The 21353-nt window shown below is 57.7% G+C and carries 22 protein-coding genes; 7 read left to right on the top strand and 15 right to left on the bottom strand.

From position 1 onward, the window contains the following. Nucleotide 1: 1 nt before the first annotated feature. Together ACR0LI_RS02950 and ACR0LI_RS02945 are read right to left on the bottom strand one after the other, a co-directional pair. Nucleotides 2-370, bottom strand: coding sequence for a hypothetical protein (locus ACR0LI_RS02950; protein WP_171631266.1), 369 nt, complete (start codon nt 368-370; stop codon nt 2-4). 40 nt (nt 371-410) lie between these two features. Further along, entirely contained in the window at nt 411-728 is a 318-nt protein-coding gene (locus tag ACR0LI_RS02945; RefSeq protein WP_171631264.1) for an ArsC/Spx/MgsR family protein, read from the bottom strand. A 215-nt stretch (nt 729-943) separates the two neighbouring features. On the opposite strand from ACR0LI_RS02945, the gene ACR0LI_RS02940 reads away from it, so the two are divergent. Continuing rightward, entirely contained in the window at nt 944-1150 is a 207-nt protein-coding gene (locus tag ACR0LI_RS02940) for a cold-shock protein (protein WP_152458488.1), read from the top strand. Between the two features lie 366 nt (nt 1151-1516). Here ACR0LI_RS02940 and thyX read toward each other — a convergent pair whose 3' ends face one another. Then, nucleotides 1517-2425, bottom strand: a complete 909-nt coding sequence (gene thyX / locus ACR0LI_RS02935) for an FAD-dependent thymidylate synthase (RefSeq protein ID WP_152458489.1) — start codon at nt 2423-2425, stop codon at nt 1517-1519. A gap of 175 nt (nt 2426-2600) precedes the next feature. Here thyX and ACR0LI_RS02930 point away from each other — a divergent pair, with 175 nt between their 5' ends. Both ACR0LI_RS02930 and ACR0LI_RS02925 read left to right on the top strand, forming a co-directional pair. Next, entirely contained in the window at nt 2601-3029 is a 429-nt protein-coding gene (locus ACR0LI_RS02930) for a VOC family protein (protein WP_171631261.1), read from the top strand. After that, nucleotides 3026-3727 carry a DUF1194 domain-containing protein gene (locus tag ACR0LI_RS02925; RefSeq protein ID WP_171722991.1) on the top strand — a complete coding sequence of 234 codons (702 nt, stop codon included), beginning with the start codon at nt 3026-3028 and terminating at the stop codon, nt 3725-3727. Before ACR0LI_RS02930 ends, ACR0LI_RS02925 begins: the two co-directional genes overlap by 4 nt. Nucleotides 3728-3844: 117 nt before the next feature. On the opposite strand, the gene ACR0LI_RS02920 is transcribed toward ACR0LI_RS02925, so the two are convergent. The 3 genes from ACR0LI_RS02920 to ACR0LI_RS02910 all read right to left on the bottom strand — a co-directional run bounded on the left by ACR0LI_RS02920 (nt 3845) and on the right by ACR0LI_RS02910 (nt 5066). Further along, nucleotides 3845-4342, bottom strand: a complete 498-nt coding sequence (locus ACR0LI_RS02920) for a MarR family winged helix-turn-helix transcriptional regulator (RefSeq protein ID WP_209832653.1) — start codon at nt 4340-4342, stop codon at nt 3845-3847. Between the two features lie 77 nt (nt 4343-4419). Continuing rightward, entirely contained in the window at nt 4420-4644 is a 225-nt protein-coding gene (locus ACR0LI_RS02915) for a succinate dehydrogenase assembly factor 2 (protein WP_170344713.1), read from the bottom strand. A 29-nt stretch (nt 4645-4673) separates the two neighbouring features. Continuing rightward, nucleotides 4674-5066 carry a helix-turn-helix domain-containing protein gene (locus ACR0LI_RS02910; protein WP_152458492.1) on the bottom strand — a complete coding sequence of 131 codons (393 nt, stop codon included), beginning with the start codon at nt 5064-5066 and terminating at the stop codon, nt 4674-4676. Nucleotides 5067-5158: 92 nt separating this feature from the next. Here ACR0LI_RS02910 and ACR0LI_RS02905 point away from each other — a divergent pair, with 92 nt between their 5' ends. Continuing rightward, nucleotides 5159-6361, top strand: a complete 1203-nt coding sequence (locus tag ACR0LI_RS02905; protein WP_480488004.1) for a pyridoxal phosphate-dependent aminotransferase — start codon at nt 5159-5161, stop codon at nt 6359-6361. 2 nt (nt 6362-6363) lie between these two features. Further along, the gene (locus ACR0LI_RS02900) at nt 6364-6765 is read left to right on the top strand and encodes a hypothetical protein (RefSeq protein ID WP_171631253.1); all 402 of its coding nucleotides are present in this window, start codon (nt 6364-6366) and stop codon (nt 6763-6765) included. Here the strand turns inward: ACR0LI_RS02900 and ACR0LI_RS02895 are convergent. From ACR0LI_RS02895 to ACR0LI_RS02875, 5 genes are all read right to left on the bottom strand, one after another. Further along, nucleotides 6762-8120, bottom strand: a complete 1359-nt coding sequence (locus ACR0LI_RS02895; protein WP_348539499.1) for an MATE family efflux transporter — start codon at nt 8118-8120, stop codon at nt 6762-6764. The two genes, ACR0LI_RS02900 and ACR0LI_RS02895, sit on opposite strands and share 4 nt — an antisense overlap. Nucleotides 8121-8239: 119 nt before the next feature. Next, a complete protein-coding gene (gene ppk2 / locus ACR0LI_RS02890; protein WP_171722987.1) occupies nt 8240-9163 on the bottom strand; it encodes a polyphosphate kinase 2 in 924 nt (307 codons plus the stop codon). 261 nt (nt 9164-9424) lie between these two features. Then, complete coding sequence (locus ACR0LI_RS02885) at nt 9425-10033, bottom strand: carboxymuconolactone decarboxylase family protein (RefSeq protein WP_480619783.1); 609 nt, start codon at nt 10031-10033, stop codon at nt 9425-9427. A 222-nt stretch (nt 10034-10255) separates the two neighbouring features. After that, entirely contained in the window at nt 10256-11227 is a 972-nt protein-coding gene (locus ACR0LI_RS02880) for a LysR substrate-binding domain-containing protein (protein WP_171631246.1), read from the bottom strand. 90 nt (nt 11228-11317) lie between these two features. Next, a complete protein-coding gene (locus ACR0LI_RS02875; protein WP_480717986.1) occupies nt 11318-13753 on the bottom strand; it encodes a GcvT family protein in 2436 nt (811 codons plus the stop codon). Between the two features lie 181 nt (nt 13754-13934). On the opposite strand from ACR0LI_RS02875, the gene ACR0LI_RS02870 reads away from it, so the two are divergent. Both ACR0LI_RS02870 and ACR0LI_RS02865 read left to right on the top strand, forming a co-directional pair. After that, complete coding sequence (locus ACR0LI_RS02870; protein ID WP_480717985.1) at nt 13935-15455, top strand: trimethylamine methyltransferase family protein; 1521 nt, start codon at nt 13935-13937, stop codon at nt 15453-15455. A 73-nt stretch (nt 15456-15528) separates the two neighbouring features. Then, nucleotides 15529-16497, top strand: a complete 969-nt coding sequence (locus ACR0LI_RS02865; RefSeq protein ID WP_480717984.1) for an agmatinase — start codon at nt 15529-15531, stop codon at nt 16495-16497. Here the strand turns inward: ACR0LI_RS02865 and ACR0LI_RS02860 are convergent. The 4 genes from ACR0LI_RS02860 to ACR0LI_RS02845 form a co-directional block, all read right to left on the bottom strand. Further along, complete coding sequence (locus ACR0LI_RS02860; protein ID WP_480717983.1) at nt 16494-17474, bottom strand: arginase family protein; 981 nt, start codon at nt 17472-17474, stop codon at nt 16494-16496. The two genes, ACR0LI_RS02865 and ACR0LI_RS02860, sit on opposite strands and share 4 nt — an antisense overlap. 54 nt (nt 17475-17528) lie before the next feature. Continuing rightward, a complete protein-coding gene (locus ACR0LI_RS02855) occupies nt 17529-19118 on the bottom strand; it encodes an ABC transporter permease (protein ID WP_171631236.1) in 1590 nt (529 codons plus the stop codon). Beyond that, on the bottom strand, nt 19111-20148 hold the full coding sequence (locus tag ACR0LI_RS02850) for a quaternary amine ABC transporter ATP-binding protein (protein ID WP_480717982.1): 1038 nt from the start codon (nt 20146-20148) through the stop codon (nt 19111-19113). The genes ACR0LI_RS02855 and ACR0LI_RS02850 overlap by 8 nt, the downstream gene beginning before the upstream one ends. Before the next feature lie 78 nt (nt 20149-20226). Further along, nucleotides 20227-21177: an ABC transporter substrate-binding protein gene (locus ACR0LI_RS02845; protein ID WP_480717981.1), complete on the bottom strand. Its 951-nt coding sequence runs from the start codon at nt 21175-21177 to the stop codon at nt 20227-20229. Nucleotides 21178-21353: the final 176 nt, after the last annotated feature.

Below are 21353 nucleotides of genomic sequence, written 5' to 3'. Positions count from 1 at the left end.
CCTAGAAATGCGCTTTGGGCTGGTCCGGTTTACCTGCTGCCAGCCCAAGCACCCCGGCAACCCCGGCAAACGCGATCGGGAACATGGTGAACACACCGAATCCAAATGCATAATACATCGCCCCCGCCGAAATCAGCAGCAGGATCCCCGCAACAAGAGCGCGCGCGGGCGCCATCGCGCCCCCGGCAATGGCCAACAAAGGCGCGATGATCGACACAGCCTGAATCAGGTCAGGGTTGTCTACCTGCCTCAGAACGCCGTCTATCTCGCCGACGTGATCGATGACGACCACCTTTGCATACCCGAAAAACCCGACGATCATCCCGATCAGCCCGGCAATCACGCCCAAGATCATGGCGGCATTACGCATTGAACGTCCTCACTGTTGCTTGCAGGCACATAAGCATTCCTTAAGAAATACCAAGCTGCGTGCGAGTTTCCGCGGTCCAGCCAAGAAACAGCTCTCCGTCTTTCTCGATCAACGGGCGCTTCATCAGGGTGGGATGCTGTTTCAAAAGCTCTAAAGGTGCTTTCGCGCGCTGGTTGTCATCCAATCCGCGCCATGTCGTTGACCTGGTGTTGAGCAAAGCCTCGCCGAAGCCAGCAAGAGCCTGCGACAGCACAGCATCCGGCACGCCATCACTGCGGACATCCACAAACTCTGCATCTGGTAACGTTTTCAATGCTTTGCGACAGGTGTCACAGGTTTTCAATCCATAAAGGCGCATGTTTTTACTGCTCCTGCATTTGATTGCATTTTAGGCAAACTTGCCAGTTTCCGGCGGTTATTCTTGATTTTTTACTTCACCGTGCAATGTTGAAAAAGGCGAAACACACGAAACGGACTGTTCAGAAAGTGCCAAACAGTCTTTTTTTGTGGCGACGCTGACCACAGCCCCCACCAATTTGTGGGACAATGCGCAAGTAGAAGGAGACACGGGACATGCCAACCGGCACCGTGAAATGGTTCAATACCACTAAAGGTTATGGTTTTATTGCCCCTGATGAAGGGGGCAAAGATGTGTTTGTACATATCTCGGCCGTAGAACGGTCCGGCCTCACCGGACTCGCAGACAATCAGAAAGTCTCGTACGAGTTGCAGGACGGGCGCGACGGCCGACAAATGGCTGCGGAATTGAAGCCGTTGTAACGACATCCCCGCTGATTGCGGGATGAATCCATTAAGGTTGGCGGCCAATTTCCGGCCGTCAACCACCCCCTACCGGGCCTGTTCCATTACCCGCGCGCGGATTGTTCATTTGCGCGGCGTCAATGGTGTATATCCGTTGCAGTGGTGTCGGATACCCCGGTTTCCCGCAACCAGATCCCAGCCCCGCCCGCAAACCGGATTTCCCAGGCTTTCATTGTGCGCTCGGGGCGACGCTGGCACGTTGCGACGCCCTTCGTTCCGGTTTCAGGTCATCGTGCATGCGTCGCAAAAGCCCACACTCTGCTTAGGCGATGGATCGCTTGGCATGACAATCCGAAAAAAAATAGGCGCCCGGTAATTCGAATTCTATTTGCGAATGATCTCTTCGAACTCGCGCCACTCCCGAGCCGTCATGCCCGAGCTTTCCTGCGTGACGTCCTCACCCGCCAGCATGCGGCGCAGGCTTTCAACCATCTGAGCCGACAGGTTGACGGCCCCAAGACGGTAATCCTCGAAGGCTTTATAGGCAAAGGGCACCCAGTCGGCGACGATCTTGCACATCGTATCAGCGTAGACGCGGATCTCATATTGAGCATGAGGGTCAGCGCGCAGCCGCAGAAAATGGAACAGGTTGTGCAGGTCGACCTTCCAATACCACTGCGTATAGATGTTTGCGGGCAGGTTCATCCGGGCCAATTCTCGTGCCAGCCCCTGTTGCCCGTCCTGGCTGATCATCGACTCGTAATTGTCATAGCACCGGGCGCTGTCAGCCTTGAGGATGTCCAGAACACGCGCGGCCTCTTCACCTTCCAGAGCAGAACCACGGCCCTGATTGTTCACCTCTGATTGGGCGGCCACATGTTCGGGTGCGGGAATATAGAATTCACGATCCAGAATTGAATATCGCGCCGAGTATTCATTCACATTGGCCGTACGGTGCCGAATCCACTGCCGCGCCACGAAGACCGGCAGCTTTACATGCAGTTTGACCTCGCACATTTCGAAAGGGGTCGAATGCCAGTGCCGCATCAGGTACCGGATCAGACCTTCGTCATTCTGAACCGATTTGGTTCCTTTGCCGTAGGACACACGCGCGGCCTGACAGATGGCCGCATCATCGCCCATGTAATCAATCACGCGGACAAAGCCGTGATCCAGAACCTGATGCGCGGTGTACAGGTGATCTTCCATTCCCGCTGAAACGACGCGACGAGTGGGATGCGATTGCGCACGTTGCGCTTCGATCTCGGCCTGTTGGTCAGCGGACAGCGGCATCAGGTTTTCCTTTCTGGCAATGAGTCGCCCCCTACTATATCTCGCCAGCCGCAACATCGAAACCGCGATATATGCCGCAACCCACGCAAATTTCAATTCGCCAGACCCGGCGGTCTCGACACATTAGGTCGGCGCGCTAAGCTCAATGCAAACTGAGTCGAAAAGGATGGCCAAAATGGCGCTGACATATCTTCACACCATGGTCCGCGTGAAGGATCTGGAAAAATCCATGGCGTTTTACAAGCTTCTGGGCTTGAAGGAAACACGCCGCTATGACAGCGACGCCGGGCGGTTTTCACTGATTTTCATGGCCCCTCCGGGGCAGGAGGATGCGCCGATCGAGCTGACCTACAACTGGGACGGTGATGACGGCCTTCCCAGCGACAGCCGCCATTTCGGTCACCTCGCATATGGCGTCGACAACATCTACGAGGTTTGCCAGCACCTTCAGGACAATGGCGTCACGATCAATCGCCCTCCGCGTGACGGTCGCATGGCATTTGTACGCTCACCCGACAATATCTCGATCGAGCTTTTGCAAAACGGCGATGCTCTGGAGCCGAAGGAACCCTGGGCCAGCATGGAAAGCGTTGGCCACTGGTGATCCGGTGGGTCATAACGCTTGGGCTGGCCGCGCTGGCCAGCCCGATCAAGGCCGAAACGTGTCGTTTGGCCCTTGCATTGGCCATGGACATTTCAGTGTCGGTCGATGAGGCCGAGGACGTGCTGCAACGGCAGGGTTTGGCGGCTGCGCTGATCGCACCCGAAGTGCAGGAGGCCTTTTTTTCCTCTCCCATGCCGGTTGCTTTGGCTGTTTACGAATGGAGCGGTCGTTCCACCCAGCACGTCATTTTGAATTGGATGCTGATAGAAGATGTTGCCGACCTGCTTTTCGCCTCCGGTCGGATAAGTGCCTCTGTGAGATCAGATACCGGATCAGCGACCGCCATGGGCTATGCCCTGGCTTACGGGTCAACCTTGATGAACCAGGCACCCGACTGCTTGTTTCAAACGATTGACCTGTCCGGAGATGGTTCCAACAATGATGGCTACGGACCACGGATAGCCTATCGGCACTTCGCTTTTCAGAATGTGGTGGTCAATGGCCTCGTAATCAACGCGGCGGATTTTGAAGGCGAACTTTTTCTGATCCCGTTTTTTGAAAACAACGTCCTGCATGGTCCCGGTGCCTTTTTGGAGGTCGCTCAGGGGTTCGAAGATTTCGAACGGGCCATGCGGAAAAAGCTGAAACGGGAATTGAGCGGTTTGCAGATTGGTGCGCTTGATGAAGACCCGCAATAAATCCGCGCCTGAGTGCTGCTTTTGCGGGCCTGCTCTCTGGACCCGCATTTGAACAAGGCCGCCAGGCCTGTGCATCAGTGCAGGACGGATTTGGTTCTGCGCGACGCACAGCTGCGGTCAGTAGATGTATCGGATCTGGTCGGTCCAATATCGCTCCACCCGGCGCAGCGACGTGGTGATGTCTTCGATACCTTCCAACTCCAACACGCCTCTGCTTTGCAATCCTTCGGCGTGACGCGCAAACAGGTCGGACACGATATTGCGGATTTCCCCGCCTCGTGGAGTCAGACGCACGCGGACAGAGCGGCGGTCAATCTCGCATCTCTGGTGGTGCATATACCCCATCTCAACCAGCTTCTTGAGGTTGTAGCTGACATTGCTGCCCTGATAGTAGCCGCGGCTTTTCAGCTCACCCGCCGTCACTTCGTGATCGCCGATATTGAACAGCAGCAACGCCTGAACCGCGTTGATTTCCAGCACGCCGACGCGCTCGAATTCATCCTTGATGACGTCCAGCAGCAACCGGTGCAGCCGCTCCACCAGGGCCAGCGCCTCAAGATAGCTGGTCATGAACCCCTTGGCTCCCAGCCCGGAGACCTGCATTTCGATACTCATCCGACCCTCCGATTCAGTCGTGCTGTTTGAGACACGATGACCTGAAAGTCCGAAAAATCGGTTAAGCCGGTATTGTCTTATTTCTGAAAGGTCTGCGCGATGTTTGAAATCAAACTGGCAAACTGCGCCGGCGGCTGCACCTGACCTGTGACCCATTGATACAGGTCCTGATCGTTTTCGTGCAGCAGCGCGTCAAAGACATCCAGCCCGGCGGCATCCATATCGGCCAGGTTGCGATCGGCATAAGCGGAAAGGATGATGTCCATCTCTTTGATCCCGCGCCGCATGGATCGCATTTTCATTCGCTTGATGCGTACGTCCCGGGGTTCACTCAATTTTTCTGCTCCAGCATCAGACGCATTTTCTTTTCCAGTCGCGCCGCACGTTCAGCGCAAACCCGCATCTCTCCTCGGATGGCGCGCAGTTCGGCCACCGCGGTCGACAGTTCCATTCCACCTTCGCCCTCTTCCACCGGGGCATCCATGCCTTCGCCCTCACCGGTCAGCAGCCACATGATCGAGACATTGACCAGCCCCGCCATCATCGACAACCGGTTCGCACGCGGCTCGGACAGATCGTTTTCCCAATCGACAATCGTCGTCTTCTTGACGCCAAGGCGGCGCGCCAGCTCTGCCTGGGTCATTCCGGCCGCTTCGCGCGCGCCTGCCAAACGGTCCCCGAATGTCGCAGACTCAGGTCCATACCAGTCTTTTTCATCATTCATCGGGGTCTCCAATTCACTTTGTCCATACGGCTTGATCGTCATTCCGGCGCACCCTATGACAGTCGGGTTGAACATACAAACCGAGGCCATCCATGAGTTTCCTGTCTGCGACACTGTCACGCGTCAAACCATCGCCCACGATCGCCATGACAGCCAAGGCCGCCGAGTTGAAAGTTGCCGGGCGCGACGTGATCGGCCTGAGCGCGGGTGAGCCGGATTTCGACACCCCCCAAAACATCAAGGACGCCGCTGTTGCAGCGATTGCAGCCGGAAAAACCAAGTACACCGCACCGGACGGCATTCCGGAACTGAAGCAGGCGGTTTGCGCCAAGATGAAGCGCGATCATGGGCTTGACTACACGCCCGCGCAGATCTCGGTTGGAACGGGCGGCAAGCAGACGCTGTACAACGCCTTGATGGCAACAATGAATGATGGTGATGAGGTGATCATCCCCGCGCCATATTGGGTAAGCTACCCCGACATGGTTTTGCTGGCAGGTGGAAAGCCTGTTGTTGTTGAAACGACGCTGGCCAACAGCTTCAAGCTGACGGCAGAACAACTGGAAGCCGCCATCACCCCAAGGACAAAGTGGTTCATCTTCAACTCGCCCTCGAACCCGACAGGCGCAGGGTACAGCCGGGATGAGCTCAAGGCCCTCACCGATGTTCTGATGCGCCATCCGCATGTCTGGATCATGTCGGACGACATGTATGAACACCTGGCCTATGACGGATTTGAATTCTGCACGCCTGCCGAGGTGGAGCCCGGCCTGTATGACAGGACGCTTACCTGCAACGGTGTTTCGAAAGCCTACGCCATGACCGGCTGGCGCATCGGTTATGCTGCCGGTCCGGTCGAACTTATCTCGGCGATGCGCAAGATCCAGTCGCAATCCACCTCGAACCCCTGCTCGATCAGCCAGTGGGCGGCGGTGGAAGCGCTGAACGGAACACAGGATTTTCTGGCCCCGAACAATGAAACGTTCAAACGCCGCCGTGATCTGGTGGTGCGCATGTTGGACGAGATTGACGGCATAACCTGCCCGACACCCGAGGGCGCGTTTTATGTCTACCCCTCGATCGCCGGGCTGATTGGCAAAACGACACCCGCGGGAACCGTCATCGAAAACGATGAAGCCTTTGCCACGGCCCTGCTGGAAGAGGCGGATGTCGCCGTCGTGTTTGGCGCGGCCTTCGGCCTGTCACCCAACTTCCGGGTCAGCTACGCGACGTCCGACGCAGCCCTGACCGAAGCCTGCGCTCGTATACAGCGCTTTTGTGCATCGCTGAGGTAAACATGTCTGCCGACCTGCCCGAATACTATTTTCGCATCCGTGAAAACGGGGCCGCGGTGTTTCGGATCGATACGGAAAACCGCCAGCGCCGGATCGAGATGGACCAGATCGCCGTCATCAACATCCGCAACGGTGAGGTCAAGCCACACGGGCAACGGGTTTTGTCCGAACGGGATCAGGCAGAGATCGCCCAATGGATGGACGAGCGCCGGGCCATATTGGCCCAGCGCGACATTGACGACATTCACCGCGCTGTCGACTATCTGAATCTGACAACGCAATGGGCGCAGTCCAAGGCAAGCGACGAACAGCTTGAGGATGTAACCGACAGATTGCTGATGGCGATGCACGATCTGCGCACGGTTCTGGTTCGGAAAAAAGCCGACCGGTTGAGCAAAGACTAGGCCGGTTCCGCCGGCGCCTGCATCTGCCGCACCGAATGCATCCAGAACCGGGCCATCAGCAGCACCGCCGCGAATGCCAGGCCAAGCACCAGCCCCAGCCAGACACCGATGCCGTCCATCTGACGGACGAAGCCGAAATAGTAGGACGCCGGAATTCCCACCACCCAATAGCTGAGCGCCGCCATAACCATCGGTATCTTGGCATCCTGCAAACCACGCAGCAGTCCCAGCGCAATCACCTGCGCCCCGTCGACCAGTTGGAACAGGGCAGCCATGGCCAGCAATCCTGTCCCGATAGCCAGAATTTGTCCGCGCTGCGGATCATCGGCCTCCATGAACAGGGAAATCAGCGGCTCGGCATATGTCAGGAACAGGATGACGGTCACGACGGACATGACCAGCGACATGCCTGTCACGGCAATCGCACCTTTCTCCAGATGCGCCTTGTCACGGCGGCCCAACGCGTTGCCGGCCCGGATGGTGGCCGCATTTGACAGCCCCAGATGCACCATGAATGTGGCCGACGCCAAATTCAGGGCGATCCCGTGCGCGGCCAGCGGGACCTGACCCAACCAGCCCATCATCACGGCGGATGTTGCAAACAGCGACACCTCGGCCAGGGTTGTCAGGCCAATGGGCACGCCCAGTTTCCACACGCTGATGAACATTTCCCAATCCGGACGCCAGAAGCGCTGGAACAGGCTGTGTTCCGGCAAGGTCCGGACGACATAGACGACAACCGCGACCAGTGAAACGACCTGTGTCGCGATCGAAGCGATCGCAGCGCCCATCACACCCAGTTCCGGCGCGCCCCAGTTGCCAAAGATCAGCGCATAGTTGGTAAACCCGTTCACAACCGCCGCCGTAACCGTGATCCACAGCACGATCTGGGTTCGCTCCAAGGCCGCAAGGTAGGATTTTAACACCATAACGATGAGAGCCGGAAACAATCCCCAACCGGCAATGCGCAAATATTCCGACGCGGTTTCGGCGATATGCGGCTCTTGTTTCATGGCGATCAGGATCGGATAGGACCACCACAACAACGGCATGACCACCGCAGCGTATAGCAGTGACAACCACAGCCCCATGCGGGTCGAGCGGCGAATGCTGGTTTCGTCCCCTTCTGCCGCTGCGGTGGCAACCATCGGCATGACAGCCCAGCCAAACCCCGCACCAAACAAAAACAGAACGAAATAATAGCTGCTGGCCAGGGTAACCGCTGCCAGCGCCTCGACCCCGTACCAGCCCAGCATGACGGTGTCGGTCAGGCCGATGGCAAACTGCGCCAGATGGCCGCCGATCAACGGCAGGCCAAGCACGGCAATTGCCCGAAAGTGGGCCGGATATGTCATCACTTTTGTCATCGCACCAGCCATATGCGCGGGCTTGGCGCGAGACAAGAGATGATCGCTAAAATGTCAACATGATACCTCGGTGCCCGCTTGCACGGTCCAGGCGGGCACCGGCGTGATTAACGAGCGTCCGGATGCAGTGTCGTACCCAGAATATGCTCGGAGCGGTGAATCACGTGATGCGCCTGCCCCACGATCAACGGATCGGGTTCACCCACAATGTCGTGATCCTTGCCCGGATAGTCCAGCGTCGACAGGAAATGGCGCATACAATTCAGCCGCGCGCGTTTTTTGTCATTCGACTTGATGATCGTCCACGGCGCGTCCGCGGTATCGGTGTAAAAGAACATGGCCTCTTTAGCTTCGGTGTAATCGTCCCACTTGCTGAGGCTGGCCTTGTCAATCGGTGACAATTTCCACTGTTTCAGAGGATCCGTCTCGCGACTTTTGAAACGACGCTGCTGTTCTTCCTGCGTGACCGAGAACCAGTATTTGTAAAGCTGGATGCCCGAACGTACCAGCATCCGCTCCAACTCTGGCGTCTGCCGCATGAACTCCAGATATTCATTGGGAGAGCAGAAGCCCATCACCCGCTCGACACCCGCGCGGTTGTACCAGGACCGGTCGTAGAACACCATTTCGCCAACTGTTGGCAGTTCCTGAATATAGCGCTGGTAATACCATTGCCCCTTTTCCTCCCAAGTGGGTTTATTCAAGGCCACGACCCTGGCCTGACGCGGATTGAGGTGCTCCATGAAGCGCTTTATCGTACCGCCCTTGCCGGCAGCATCGCGCCCTTCGAACAGCAGAACGAAACGCTGCCCGGTTTCCTGCGCCCACAACTGAACCTTCAGCAACTCTGCCTGAAGCTTGGCCTTCTGTTCTTCGTACACCGACCGCGCCATCTTGCGGCCATAGGGGTACTTGCCGCTTTCAAACGCCTGCCGGATCTTTTCAGGGCTGGGCTCTGCGACGTCTGCAACCGGCGTCGGCCCGGTCTTGACCTGAGTTGAATTTGTTTCGACCCGAGCAATGGCTTCCATGAAATCTTTCCTTTTCTGTTGTCCCGGAAAGGAGCTAGCAGAAAGGCCATGGATGCGCTTTGATTGGGGTCAAATTGATGCCTCAAAAACCCACAAATTCCGCACTGGATACAAGGGTCCGATACAAACGTCGTTTTTCAAGCTATGCCCGAGCGGACCTTGCCTGAATCCTCAATTGGATCGTCTAATCGACCTCGGCCAACATGGCCAAAGCTGGCGCCCGTTTGGCGCACCGGATCGCTGATCCCCTTGTTTCAGGCTTCATCTATGCCCCCAATCGTCAGGGTTATCAGAGTTGTTGGGCGACAGACCCAATTCGTCGCCTTCTGTCGAGCATCCCAGCCCCAGAACCGTGCGGTTTGCATAAGAGAAGTAGGAACAGACCTGATTGATCTCGAGGATTTCTCCATCATCCCACCCTGCCGTGCGCAGCGCGATCACATCCGCTTCGACCAGATCGCCCGGATCCTCGGTCAGTTTACGCGCATAGGTCATGGCCGCCACCTGCGCTGCATCCAATGGCGCGGCCGCCGGATCGCGGGCTTCGATCGCCGCCCGGATCGCGTTTCCCCGTTCTTCGTTGGCCAGCAACCGCTGCAACCCTGCGAAATGGTGTTCGACGCAATATCCGCATCGGTTCAGAGAGCTGACCCACACGCCCAGCACCTCAAGAAACCATTTCGGTATCTTGTTGCCCGAGTGATGCAGCACCGCCTTGTAGATCGCCATGTGCCCTTCCATCGAATGCGGGCGCAACGAATGCGCCATCATGATATTGTCCACATTGTTGCCCGGGCCCGTGACGCGGTCATAGAGTTTCTTAAGCCTGCCTGTGGCTTGCTCGAAGGGGATGGTTCTGATCCAGCTCATTTGGCTTCCTGTTGACGTGATTGCCTGTCGTTCAGAGACTAGAAGCGCTTTGAGCCCGAGGCGAGACGAATTCGACACTCCGTCAGAAAGAACCCGAACCAGCGCAGACCGCAATTTGAACATCGGCCCGGTTTTCCGAAACACCTGCACGGCCTGCCCAGTCAAAGCCGTCCGAGCATTCGTCCTCAACCACCAGCTGTTCGGCAACCCGGTCAGATTGGGCTAGACGCCCTCTATCTCCATGGTGCGGAACTCATTCTTCAGCCAATTGTGCCGGGCACACATCGGTCTTGTGAAATGCTGACGTATCAATTTGCTCATGGCCTTCTGGATCAGCTCCGACGTCGTTGCCGGGTATACTTCGGTTGTAAACAGCGACACTGTGCGAACGAAGTTGCTGCCGGGAAAGGGCATGGCCTTTACGCTGTTGTGAAACCTCTGCGTTCGGTGAAAGCACGCCGCGGTAGTGATTGCCCAGCCACTGCCCTGCGCGACCAGGCCGATGATGGATTGGTTGCACTCCAGTTCAAACCGGTTGGGCAGGCTGAACTTGCTTCGGGCCAGTTGAGTTTCAATCTGCTTGCCGATCACATAGTCACGCGAATACCTCAACAATGGCAAATCGGCATCCGGGTTGAACAGCTCGTCCGGGGATCCTTCGAACTTGTTGGGAACCACGACGATGAAGGGGTCTCTCATCAACGGGTATTCGATCAGCCCCTCGGTACGACCCAGCGGTCGTGTGGCGACGCCCACGTCAAGCTTGTGTTCCTGAAGTTTGGCAAGAATTTCGTGGCTTGGGCGCGTGAAATGGCGGAAATTGCACCGCGGCAGAGCCTGCGCCAGAAAACGAACAAGGTCGGGCGCGATCTGGTTGTCGAAGTCATCGATCAAAGCCAGCCGCAGATCCGTCGCATGCTGCCAGTTTCCCGTTCGTATCTCGGCCTCACCGCGCTTCAGCACAGTCAGACCCTCACGCACATAGCGGGCAAACACCTCGCCCGCCGGCGTCAGGCCCATCGGGCGACGCCCATGGTCGACCAATTCAATCCCCAACGCGCGTTCAAGGCTGCGCAGGTGGTTTGAAACCGTGCTGATCGACAAGTCTGTTTCTGATGCGACTTGCTGAATCGATCCGGATTTGGCGATCAACTGAAACACTTCCAGCCATCGAAGACTCAGAGATTTGGACACGGCAACCGACCATTGTTTCGATTTGTTCGAAACTAGCGAAGCAAAGTTTTGCCCATGCGGCAATGAAGAAGTTGATCAAAACGGTCGATTCTAGGCTTTCATTCGCATAAAATCCGGGTCGTACGGGCTTGGGCTGATAACCGTCGCACCAATCCGTTTCCCGCAGCTGTCCAGCTCCATTTCGCGGCCAAGCTGCGCCAGGGATGGATGAATGAAAGCGTGCGCCAGATTCAGCTCCGTGCGATACCCCCATTCGCCCGACGTGATGGTGCCAACGACAGTATCATCCTGCATCAGTGATGCGCCGGGATGCGCCGGGCCAAGGGTTGAATCGATGCGCAAGGGGACCAGCTTGCGTCGTTGTCCTTCGGACTTCCGTCTCAACAGGGCATCACGCCCCACGAAGACGCCCTTGTCCAGTCGGACAAACCGATCCAGCCCGGTTTCAAAAGGATCAAATTCGGTGATCAGATCGGCTTTCCAGTGCAAAAAGCTCTTCTCCATGCGCATGGATTCAACGGCCCTGGCACCGAACAGTTTCAACCCGTACGTTTCGCCGACCTCGCGCAGGGCAAGATAGGCCGCATAGAGCGAGGCATTTGGAACATGGATTTCATAGGCCAGCTCGCCCGAGTAACTCAGGTTCATGACTGTCGCCGGAGCAATACCGACAAAGCACTCGCGCACGCTGAGCCACGGGAACGCATCTGCCGACCAATCTCCTCTGGCGCAGGCTGACAAGACAGAACGCGACTTCGGGCCAGCCAGAACCAGAATGGTTTGATCATTTGTCAGGCTGCGCAACTGAACGTCCTCATCGCTGCGCAGATGCAGGCGCAACCAATCCATGTCGTGAAACTCGCTTGCCGCGGCGGAACCATACCAAACGCGGGCCCCCCCCCTGTGGCTGGCGGGCAGATTGGCAACCGTTGCCTCTGCCTTGATCATACCTTGGTCGTTCAACAGGTATCCCAACCCGACACGCCCCTCACGCCGAGGAACAAGCCCGCAAAACAACCGATCCAGGAATGCGTGCCTGTCCGGTCCCGTGATCTCGATACGGTTGAACCCGTTTACCTCTGCAAGCCCGACGCCGGTTCGAATGCTTTCGACTTCGGCGGCCACCAAATCGAAGGTTTCGTCAAAATCGAAACTGAGCGTTGGCGAGAAATCGGGATCGGGTTTGAAATAGTCCACCCTTTCCCATCCGTTGACCACAGTGAACTCGGCCCCTTCGGATGCCAGAACAGGCGTCAGAGGGGTCGTTTTGGCGGGTCGGCCCGCGGGGCGATGTTCATGCGGAAAGTGGAACCTGAATTCGTTCTGATAATCTTCAATCGCCTTGAGCGCGGTGAGTTCCACATTGGCATGACCCGAAAACCTCCGCGGGTCGAGGCACCATGTGTCATAACATGCATCGCCATGCACGATCTGCTGTGCCAGCAACCACCCGTGACCGCCACCTTCACCCAGCCCGGCCCGCAGTCCAATGATGCAGTACGCGTTGCGCTTGCCCGGAATCGGACCGACCAATGGGGCACCATCAATGGTATAGGTGATCGGTCCGTTGACCACGGTGTGAATACCAACTTCCATCAAGGCGGGCATGCGCGCAAAGGCCCCTTCCAGCACATCGGTCACGCGGTCCAGATCATCCGGGCACAATGCGTTCACGAAGTTCGGATCAATCCCGTCCATACCCCAGGTTTTGCACCCCTGCTCGTAGAACCCTAGCAACAGGCCGTTCTTTTCCTGCCGGCAATAGTAATCGCTGATCGGGCAGCGCAGCAGCGGCATCCGGTGTCCGGCATCCCGGATGGCCTCGATTTCTTCGGTCAGGAAATACTGATGTTCCATGGACGACACGGGATGATGAACACCCATCATGGCGCCGACCTCGTTGACCCTGTAGCCGCAGGCGTTGACGACGACATCACAGTCGATATCCCCGTGCTCGGTATGCACGGTCCAGGTGTCATCGCTGTGCTGTGTCAGCGCGGTCACCGGCGTATTTCGATACACCTCGGCGCCCGCCTTGCGTGCCCGGCGCGCAAGGGACTGGCACAATTGCGCCGGATCGATGTCGCCGTCCAGCGGATCCCAAAGCCCACCGATGAGATTGTCGGTCGAAATCAACGGGTGTCTCCGGGCACATTCATCCGCGTCTATCACCTCGAAATGTACGTCCATCCCCCGCGCCATGGACGCAAAGTGACGATAGCCCTGCATCTGCCCTTCGGTGTTGGCCAGACGGATCCCACCGTCTGCGTGATGATAGTTGATCGGGTAATCCGGATCGTCAGCCAGCTCCTTGTACAGACGGATCGAATGCGATTTCAGGCCGACGATCGTCTGGTTCATGCCGAAATTGGTGACCTGCGCCGCCGAATGCCAAGTCGTGCCCGAGGTCAGTTCATTCCGTTCGACCAAAACCACGTCGGTCCACCCTTCCCGGGTCAGGTGGTAGAGCGTCGAACATCCGGCGATCCCGCCCCCTATCACAACGGCTTTGGTACGCGACTTCATGGCATTGCTCCTTCAACTTCGGCACCAGTCTTGCTGAATAACGGGATGCGCAGACAACAGGGCAGATACGGGTGCCGGAAAATCGAAACCGCGATTTCGGATTCTGAAAACGGCACTTCTTCTTTGATACCGGGACAACTTGGGTCCTACGGTGCAGGAAAACGCTAGGTGACGAAAACACATGCCATCCGACAGCATCAAACGAAGCGGACGCAAAGCACGGCATGCACAGCGTGCGGCCAAGCCCGTCATTGATCCTTGCCCCCCCGGTCAGAAAGGCGGGGCATTCAAGCCCTTGAGCATATCGGAAATCGAGAAGATCTATGACACGGCGCTGCGTTTGCTGGAAAAGCTGGGGGTGGGAGACGTGCCGGACAGGCTGGCCTTCGACCTCAGGGCGGCGGGTGCCCAGGATCGGGAACAGAACCGGCTGGTTTTTCCCCGTTCAATGGTCGAACAGGCCATCGCCTCGGCCGCGAAGAGCTTTACCTTTCATGGCCGGGATGAAAAACGATCCATCGAGGTGGGTGGCGACCGCGTGTATTTTGGCACCGGCGGTGCTGCGGTTCAGACCCTTGATATCAACAGTGGGCTTTATCGCCCCTCCACCCTGGCCGATCTGCATGATTTCACCCGGCTACAGGACACGCTGGCCAATGTCAGTTGGTTCACCCGATGCTGCGTGGCAACCGATGTCCCGGATGTGTTCGATCTGGACGTCAACACCGTTTACGCTTTGGTACGCAACACAACCAAGCCAATGGCAACCTCTTTCACGTTGGCGGAACATGTCGGCCCGATCGTCGAGATGCTGGACATCGTCGCCGGAGGGGCCGGGGAATTCGCCAAACGCCCCTTCCTCAAAGCGCATATAAGTCCGATCATTTCACCAATGCGATACGGCGAGGATGCCGTGGATGTGGTTTATGAATGCATCGCCCATAACATGCCGATGTCCTGCATCACGGCCGCGCAGGCGGGCGCAACCGCCCCGGCAACTCTGGCCGGATTTCTGGCGCAGTCACTGGCCGAAACGCTGGCCAGTCTCGTGATGGTCAATGCGATCAAACCCGGCTTTCCGATGGTCTTTTCCAACTGGCCCTTCATCGTAGATCTCAGGACCGGCTCTTTCGCAGGGGGCAGCGGTGAGACCGCAATCCTGAATGCGGCGTCGGCGCAAATCACGAACTGGCTGGGTTTGCCGTCGGGTGTGGCCGCCTCGATGGCGGATGCCAAGGCCATCGACGCCCAGCATGGGGCAGAAAAAGGCATCACATCGCTGGCGGCAGCGCTGGCAGGAGGCAATCTGATCTATGAAAGCTCGGGCATGACGGCATCTCTGCTCGGGGTCAGCTTCGAGGCCTTCGTTCTCGACAACGAAATGCACTCGCACACGTATCGTGTCTTGCGCGGGATCGAGGTCACCGAAGCCAATCTTGGCTTTGACGCCATATGCCATTCGGTTTTGGGCGATGGGCATTTTCTGGGCAGCGAGCAAACATATGAAGCCATGGAACGAGACTATTTCTATCCGAAACTCGCCGATCGTCAGGAGCCCCGCACCTGGCAAACCGATGGCGCGATGGATGCGTGGTCATCCGCACGGCGCGCCGCTCAAGAGGTGTTGCGCACGCATTACCCCGAATATCTCACCCCGGAACAAGACGCCGAAATCCGCCGGCGTTTTCATATCCTGTCTTGAAGAGCCGCGGGCATTTCCTGCCTGGTCCTGAACCGTTAGGGTCGCTGAGGAAACTTGCAGAGGATGGGGCATCATGGCCGATTCATTTTTTCAACCGGTATCCGCCATGGAACTGGCCCGATTTGCCGGCATACCCGCATTCATGCGCCTGCCCATGTTGGATCTGGCGCACGAACGTATCTCGGAAGTCGAACTGGGCATCGTCGGTATCCCTTGGGACGGCGGAACCACCAATCGCCCCGGCGCCCGGCATGGTCCGCGGCAATTAAGAGATTATTCCACCATGATCAGGGCGATGAACCCGGTTACGGGTGTGGCACCGTTTTCAATGGTGAACTGCGCAGATCTAGGAGACGTCGCCCCCAATCCCGTCGACATAGAAGACACGCTGGATCGGGTCACGCGTTTCTACACTGATCTTCGAACCCGCAACATCACACCATTGACCGCAGGAGGGGATCACCTGACCACCCTGCCCGTCCTGCGAGCCCTGGCCGCTTCGGGTCCGGTTGGTCTGATCCAGTTCGACAGTCACACCGACTTGTTCGACACTTATTTCGGAGGTCACAAATTCACCCACGGCACCCCGTTCCGCCGTGCGGTCGAGGAAGGGATGGTGGACCCGAAGCGTTTTGTACAAGTCGGAATCCGTGGCACGGCCTACAACACTGAAGATATCGAATGGGGCGAGGCGCAGGGCATCCGCATCATTCGCGTCGAAGAGCTGTTCGACCGGGGCATAGACGACGTCATGAACGAGGTACGCGATATCGTCGGCATGCAGCCGACCTATTGCACCTATGACATCGACTTTGTCGATCCAACTTACGCCCCCGGCACGGGAACACCTGAAATCGGCGGGCCCAACAGCTTTCAGGCCCAGCAGGTCATTCGCAGGATGTCCGGCCTGAACCTTGTTGGCGCCGATCTTGTCGAAGTGTCGCCGCCATTCGACCCCCAAGGTGGAACGGCGTGGCTTGGCATCTCGCTGATGTTCGAGCTGCTTTGCGTTCTGGCACAGGCGATCGACGCGCGGCGCTAGGCCCGCGCGACGTTCTCGGCAATCATCGAAATCATCTCGAACATCACGGCCGCCGCCGTCAGCGCGGTGATGTTGTTGGGGTTGTCCTTGGTGGGCATCATGCAGACGACATCGCCGCCGATGATGTTCAAACCGCGCGCCGCACGCAGGATGCCGACCGCCTCATCGATGTCAAACCCCTTCTCACCCGGTTCCAGATTTGACACGGCCGGCGCGACGGTTGGGTCAAGACAATCCAGATCGAAGGTGATGTAAACCGGGCGGTCACCCAAAACCTCTTTGGTCTGCGCCACGACGTCCTGCAATCCGCGCTGTCGGAACTCTCGCATGGTGACGATATTGTACCCGTAATCGTAAGACGGTTGCAGCCAGTCCAGACTGCGTGGATGGCCGCGCAGACCGATCTGCATCGACCGGGTTGGATCCACCTGCCCCTGATCAGCCAGATAGGCCCCCCAGTGAGCCGCGGATTTCTTGGCCCCCAGAAAGTGATCAACCTTGGTGAAGACATCCGTATGCGCGTCCAGATGCAGAAAGCTGACCGGCTGCCCGCCTGCAAGCTTGCCGCCACCCAGGGCCTGAACAATGCCTCCGGTAATGGAATGGTCGCCTCCGACGGAAACGGGGCGCGCTCCGGCCGCGTCTATGGTCTTGTAGAATTCAGTGATGCGTTCGATGCAGTCTTCGTTGTCGTTGGCCTTTGGAAAAGGCACATCACCAACATCCGCGATCCGCGCACTCTGCCAGGGATCAATTTCAAAGACCGAATGCACCCTGCGTTGTACGGCCGAGACATGCCGCAACGCGCGTGGTCCCAGGTGCTGGTCCCTTTCGGTCGTGCCGTTGCCCGTCGAATGCGGCACGCCCGCCAGTGCGATATCCTGCCCTTCGGGCCCGACATTGGGACACCGGAACAGTGTGGGCACGCCCCACCAATACAGGTTGTCCATCATCGATTGTTCATACGGATCTGTCATGGTTTCCTCGGATCAAAGAAAAGCGCCCTCGATCAGAACCGGGGGCGTTTGCGTTCAGAGTTTTTCGTCTTCTCGTCGGAACGCGCCCTGCACGATCCGGTCCATGACCATGGCAAGGAACAGGATCGCAAAGCCCCCCAGCAGGCCCGGCCCCTTGGCCGCGTATTGCAGCGCCTCGAGGATTTCCTTGCCCAAACCGCCCCCGCCAATCAGTGAGATGATCACGACCATGGACAGGCACATCAGGATCGTCTGGTTCACACCGGTCATGATCGATGGCAGCGCCAGCGGGATTTCAACATCCTTCAACAGTTGCCATTTCGACGCGCCAAAGGCGACGGCAGCTTCTTTGATGCTTTCAGGCACGCCCCGCATTCCCAGTGCCGTCAGGCGGATCACCGGCGGCATGCCAAAGATGATGGTGGCCAGAATCCCCGGCGGGTTGCCGGTGCCGAAGAAGGCGATGATCGGGATCAGGTAGACGAAGGCGGGAAGCGTCTGCATCAGGTCCAGGACCGGTTCCGCCGCGCGATACGCGCGCTGCGATTTGCCGAACCAGATACCCAGTGGAATGCCGAAGACGACGCACAGCAGCACCGCCGCACCGACCAGAGCCACCGTTTCCATCGCCACGTCCCAATACCCCAGCAATGCGATATAAGCCAGAGAAGACGCGGTGAAGATGGCAACCCTTGGTCCTGCCGCACGCCAGGCCGTCACACAGATGACCAGCATGACCACCGGCCAGGGCGACCCGATCAGTGCAATCGTCAGCGCATCAAGCACCGATCGCACGCCCGCCACGATCCCGTCAAAGATGTCGCCGCCTGCCGCCGCCGCGGCATCAATCCTGGCCTCCATCCAGTTTGCCAAGCTCGAAAACAGCGTGCCGTTGCCTTCGCCAAGAAATATCGCAGACACTTGCTGTTCCGGGAACGCGTCCAACAATGGAAGGGATGCGTTCACGGTGAACTTGTACACAATCAAAGGTCCGATTGCTGCGACAAGGATCGCACCCATGACAATATTACGGGTCGAACGCCCGCTTTCCGTGCTGTCCGGATCGATACGCCAGTTCGAGTACTGTTTTTCATAGACGCGGTCGGCATAGAACCCTTGAACCAATTTGAATACCAGCAACATCAACAACCCGGTAATCAGGATTCCTGCCGCCTCGGACTGAGCAGCGGCGGCCCTTTCCAGACTTGTGGCCGCTGCTTTTTGTATGTTCTCGGCCAGTTTGGTGAAACGATCGATATCGGCCTGTTCCGTGGCATCCGCTGCGCGCGCCAACAGTTCGGCCGCACGTTCCTGCTGACGCGCAGCGCGCTCGGCGAAATCCGCGCCGGGATTGCCCCACGCGCCCCTGCCGATCTGGACCCACGCGATGATCTCAAGGATCAGAAAGGTCCAGAACATGCCCCAAATGGCGCGTGACGCAGACCAGAATGGCCCCAGCACCGCGGCCCACGTGTTGAACGTGTTGGGAATCGCGCTGGTCGCATCATGAATCTTGTGGAACGCATTGACATAGTAGTCACCGTTCGGACCCGCGAACTCTTTGATGGAAAGGTCCAAGGCCTCGCGATCGACCTCGATATCAGAGGCGGCCGTTACTTTCATCTCTGTTGCAGCATCAGTCATTTTTGCCCCCCTGGATACCGCGCAACAGGCGCGGCTTGGTCACGACACCCACATCGATACCCGCATCCGTGATGACGACCGGCAGATCAGAATTCACGGCCAGGTCGATCAGCTGATCCAGATCCGCGCCCTCGTCGGCTCGGAGCGCACCGTCAAGTGGCCCTGAATAACTGTCCAAAGGCTCCATGATGGAATGCGCCTTGACCAGTTTGAGTTTTGAGATGCCCTGAACAAATTCGCGCACGTAATCGTCGGACGGGTTCATGACGATGTCTTCGGGGGTTCCGATCTGTACGATGACGCCATCCTTCATGATCGCAATCCGGTGGCCGATCCGAATGGCTTCGTCCAGATCGTGGGTGATGAACAGCGTGGTCTTTTTGAGCTGCGCCACAAGTGCTTTGAACTGGTCCTGCAACTGCAGGCGGATCAGCGGATCGAGCGCAGAAAATGGTTCATCCATCAACAGGATTTCCGGGTCCGAGGCCAGCGCCCGCGCGATCCCCACGCGTTGCTGCATCCCGCCCGAAAGCTCTTTGGGCAGGCGGTCCTCGTAACCTGTCAGATTCACCAGGCTCAGCGCGTGATCCGAGACGGCCCAGCGCTTTGACTTGGACACCTTTCGGATCTCCAATGGATAGGCCACATTATCGCGCACGGAACGATGCGGCATCAGCGCCATGTGCTGAAAGACCATCCCGATTTGCTGGGCGCGAATGCGGCGCAACTCGGATTCCGACAGTTTCGAAACATCGTGGCCCAGAATCTCGATCCGACCCGCCGTGGGTTCGATCAATCGATTCACATGTCGCACCAATGTGGACTTGCCCGAGCCGGACAGCCCCATGATACAGAAAATCTCACCCCTCGGCACTTCGAACGTGGCGCCCTGAACGCCGACAACACAGTTGAACCGCTCCAGAACCTCCGGCTTGCCTATGCCTTCGTTTCTGACCGCTTCCATTGCCTCTTCGGCACGCGAGCCGAAGATCTTCCAAACGTTTTCTAATTTTACGACAGGTTCGTCCATTTATCTCCCACAGGGCGATGCCCTGCCCGACAGAAAAAGGCCGCCGCGGTTTTGCGCGACGGCCCAAAGAGTGGTGATTTAGTTGGTCAGCCAGCCGATGACGGTGTCTTCATTCGCATCCACCCATTCCTTGGCGAAATCCGCAGCTTCGATGTTGTCGACGGCCAGCGCCTTACCCATCGCGCTCAGATCGTCGCCTGTCATCTGGTAGTTGTTGAACAGGGCGGCCACTTCGGGATAGCTCTCTTCCAGCTCCTTTGCGTAATGCAAGTGAAGCGTTGCCCCGTTCCAGGCCGAGGACGCCTCGGACTTGGACAACCAATCTGGATCATCCGTGGGCTGAACGATTGTCCAGGTGGCCGGATCATGAGGCGGTTCTTCCAGAACCGTCAAATCCTGTGTCACGAAGATATAGTGGGGGCTGTAGCAAAACCCGATCCACGGGTCGCCCGCTTTGGTCGCATTTGCCAGATTGGCATAGGCGATGGTTTCCTCGTATTCCGTCAAATCGAAGATCTGGTCATAGCCATAGGACTTGGCCCGGATCTTCTCGACAACGGTCGACGCCCAACCCGGCGCACCGATCCATACCTCGGGTGTTCCGTTGCCATCGGTATCGAAAATCGCAACCTTGTCGGGGTCGCTCAGGTCATCGATCGACTTGATGTCGTACTGTTCCGCGATATAGGTCGGCACGCACATGCCCTGTTCCGCCTGAACCGGGTTTTGGTTCATGACGACGGTGCCGTTTTCCTTGACATAGGTATCGTGAAGGTTTTGCTGATTGGGCATCCACACTTCCGGATGGACATGCATCGAACCGCTGTCCATGGCCTCGAAGACAATCGGGTTGGTGCCGTTTTGCAATTCCACGTCCAGGCCGAGGTTCTCTTCGATCACGACCTCAAGAATATGTGCCGTGGCGTTCACCGAGGCCCAGTTGGGCACACCGATCACGATATCCGCGGCCATGACCGGCCCGGCAATCGCGAAAGACGCGCTTCCAAGTAGCGTTGCAGTTTTTTTCATCTGATATCTCCGTGTTGGGTCGTTTCCGCGCTTGTTTTTCTCACCCTCTCGGGTAGTGGTGCGCTAAGTTTTTTTTGTGTGGAAAGGCCGTGCCTTTCGGGTTTTTTTGGGCCAGCAAAATCACAGGCTTACATGGCTCCAAAAGTGAAGCATGCGGATGCGCTGCCCTTCAAGGA

The organism is Ruegeria sp. CL7, assembly GCF_056536445.1.
This window is presented reverse-complemented; position numbering and strand designations above follow the sequence as displayed.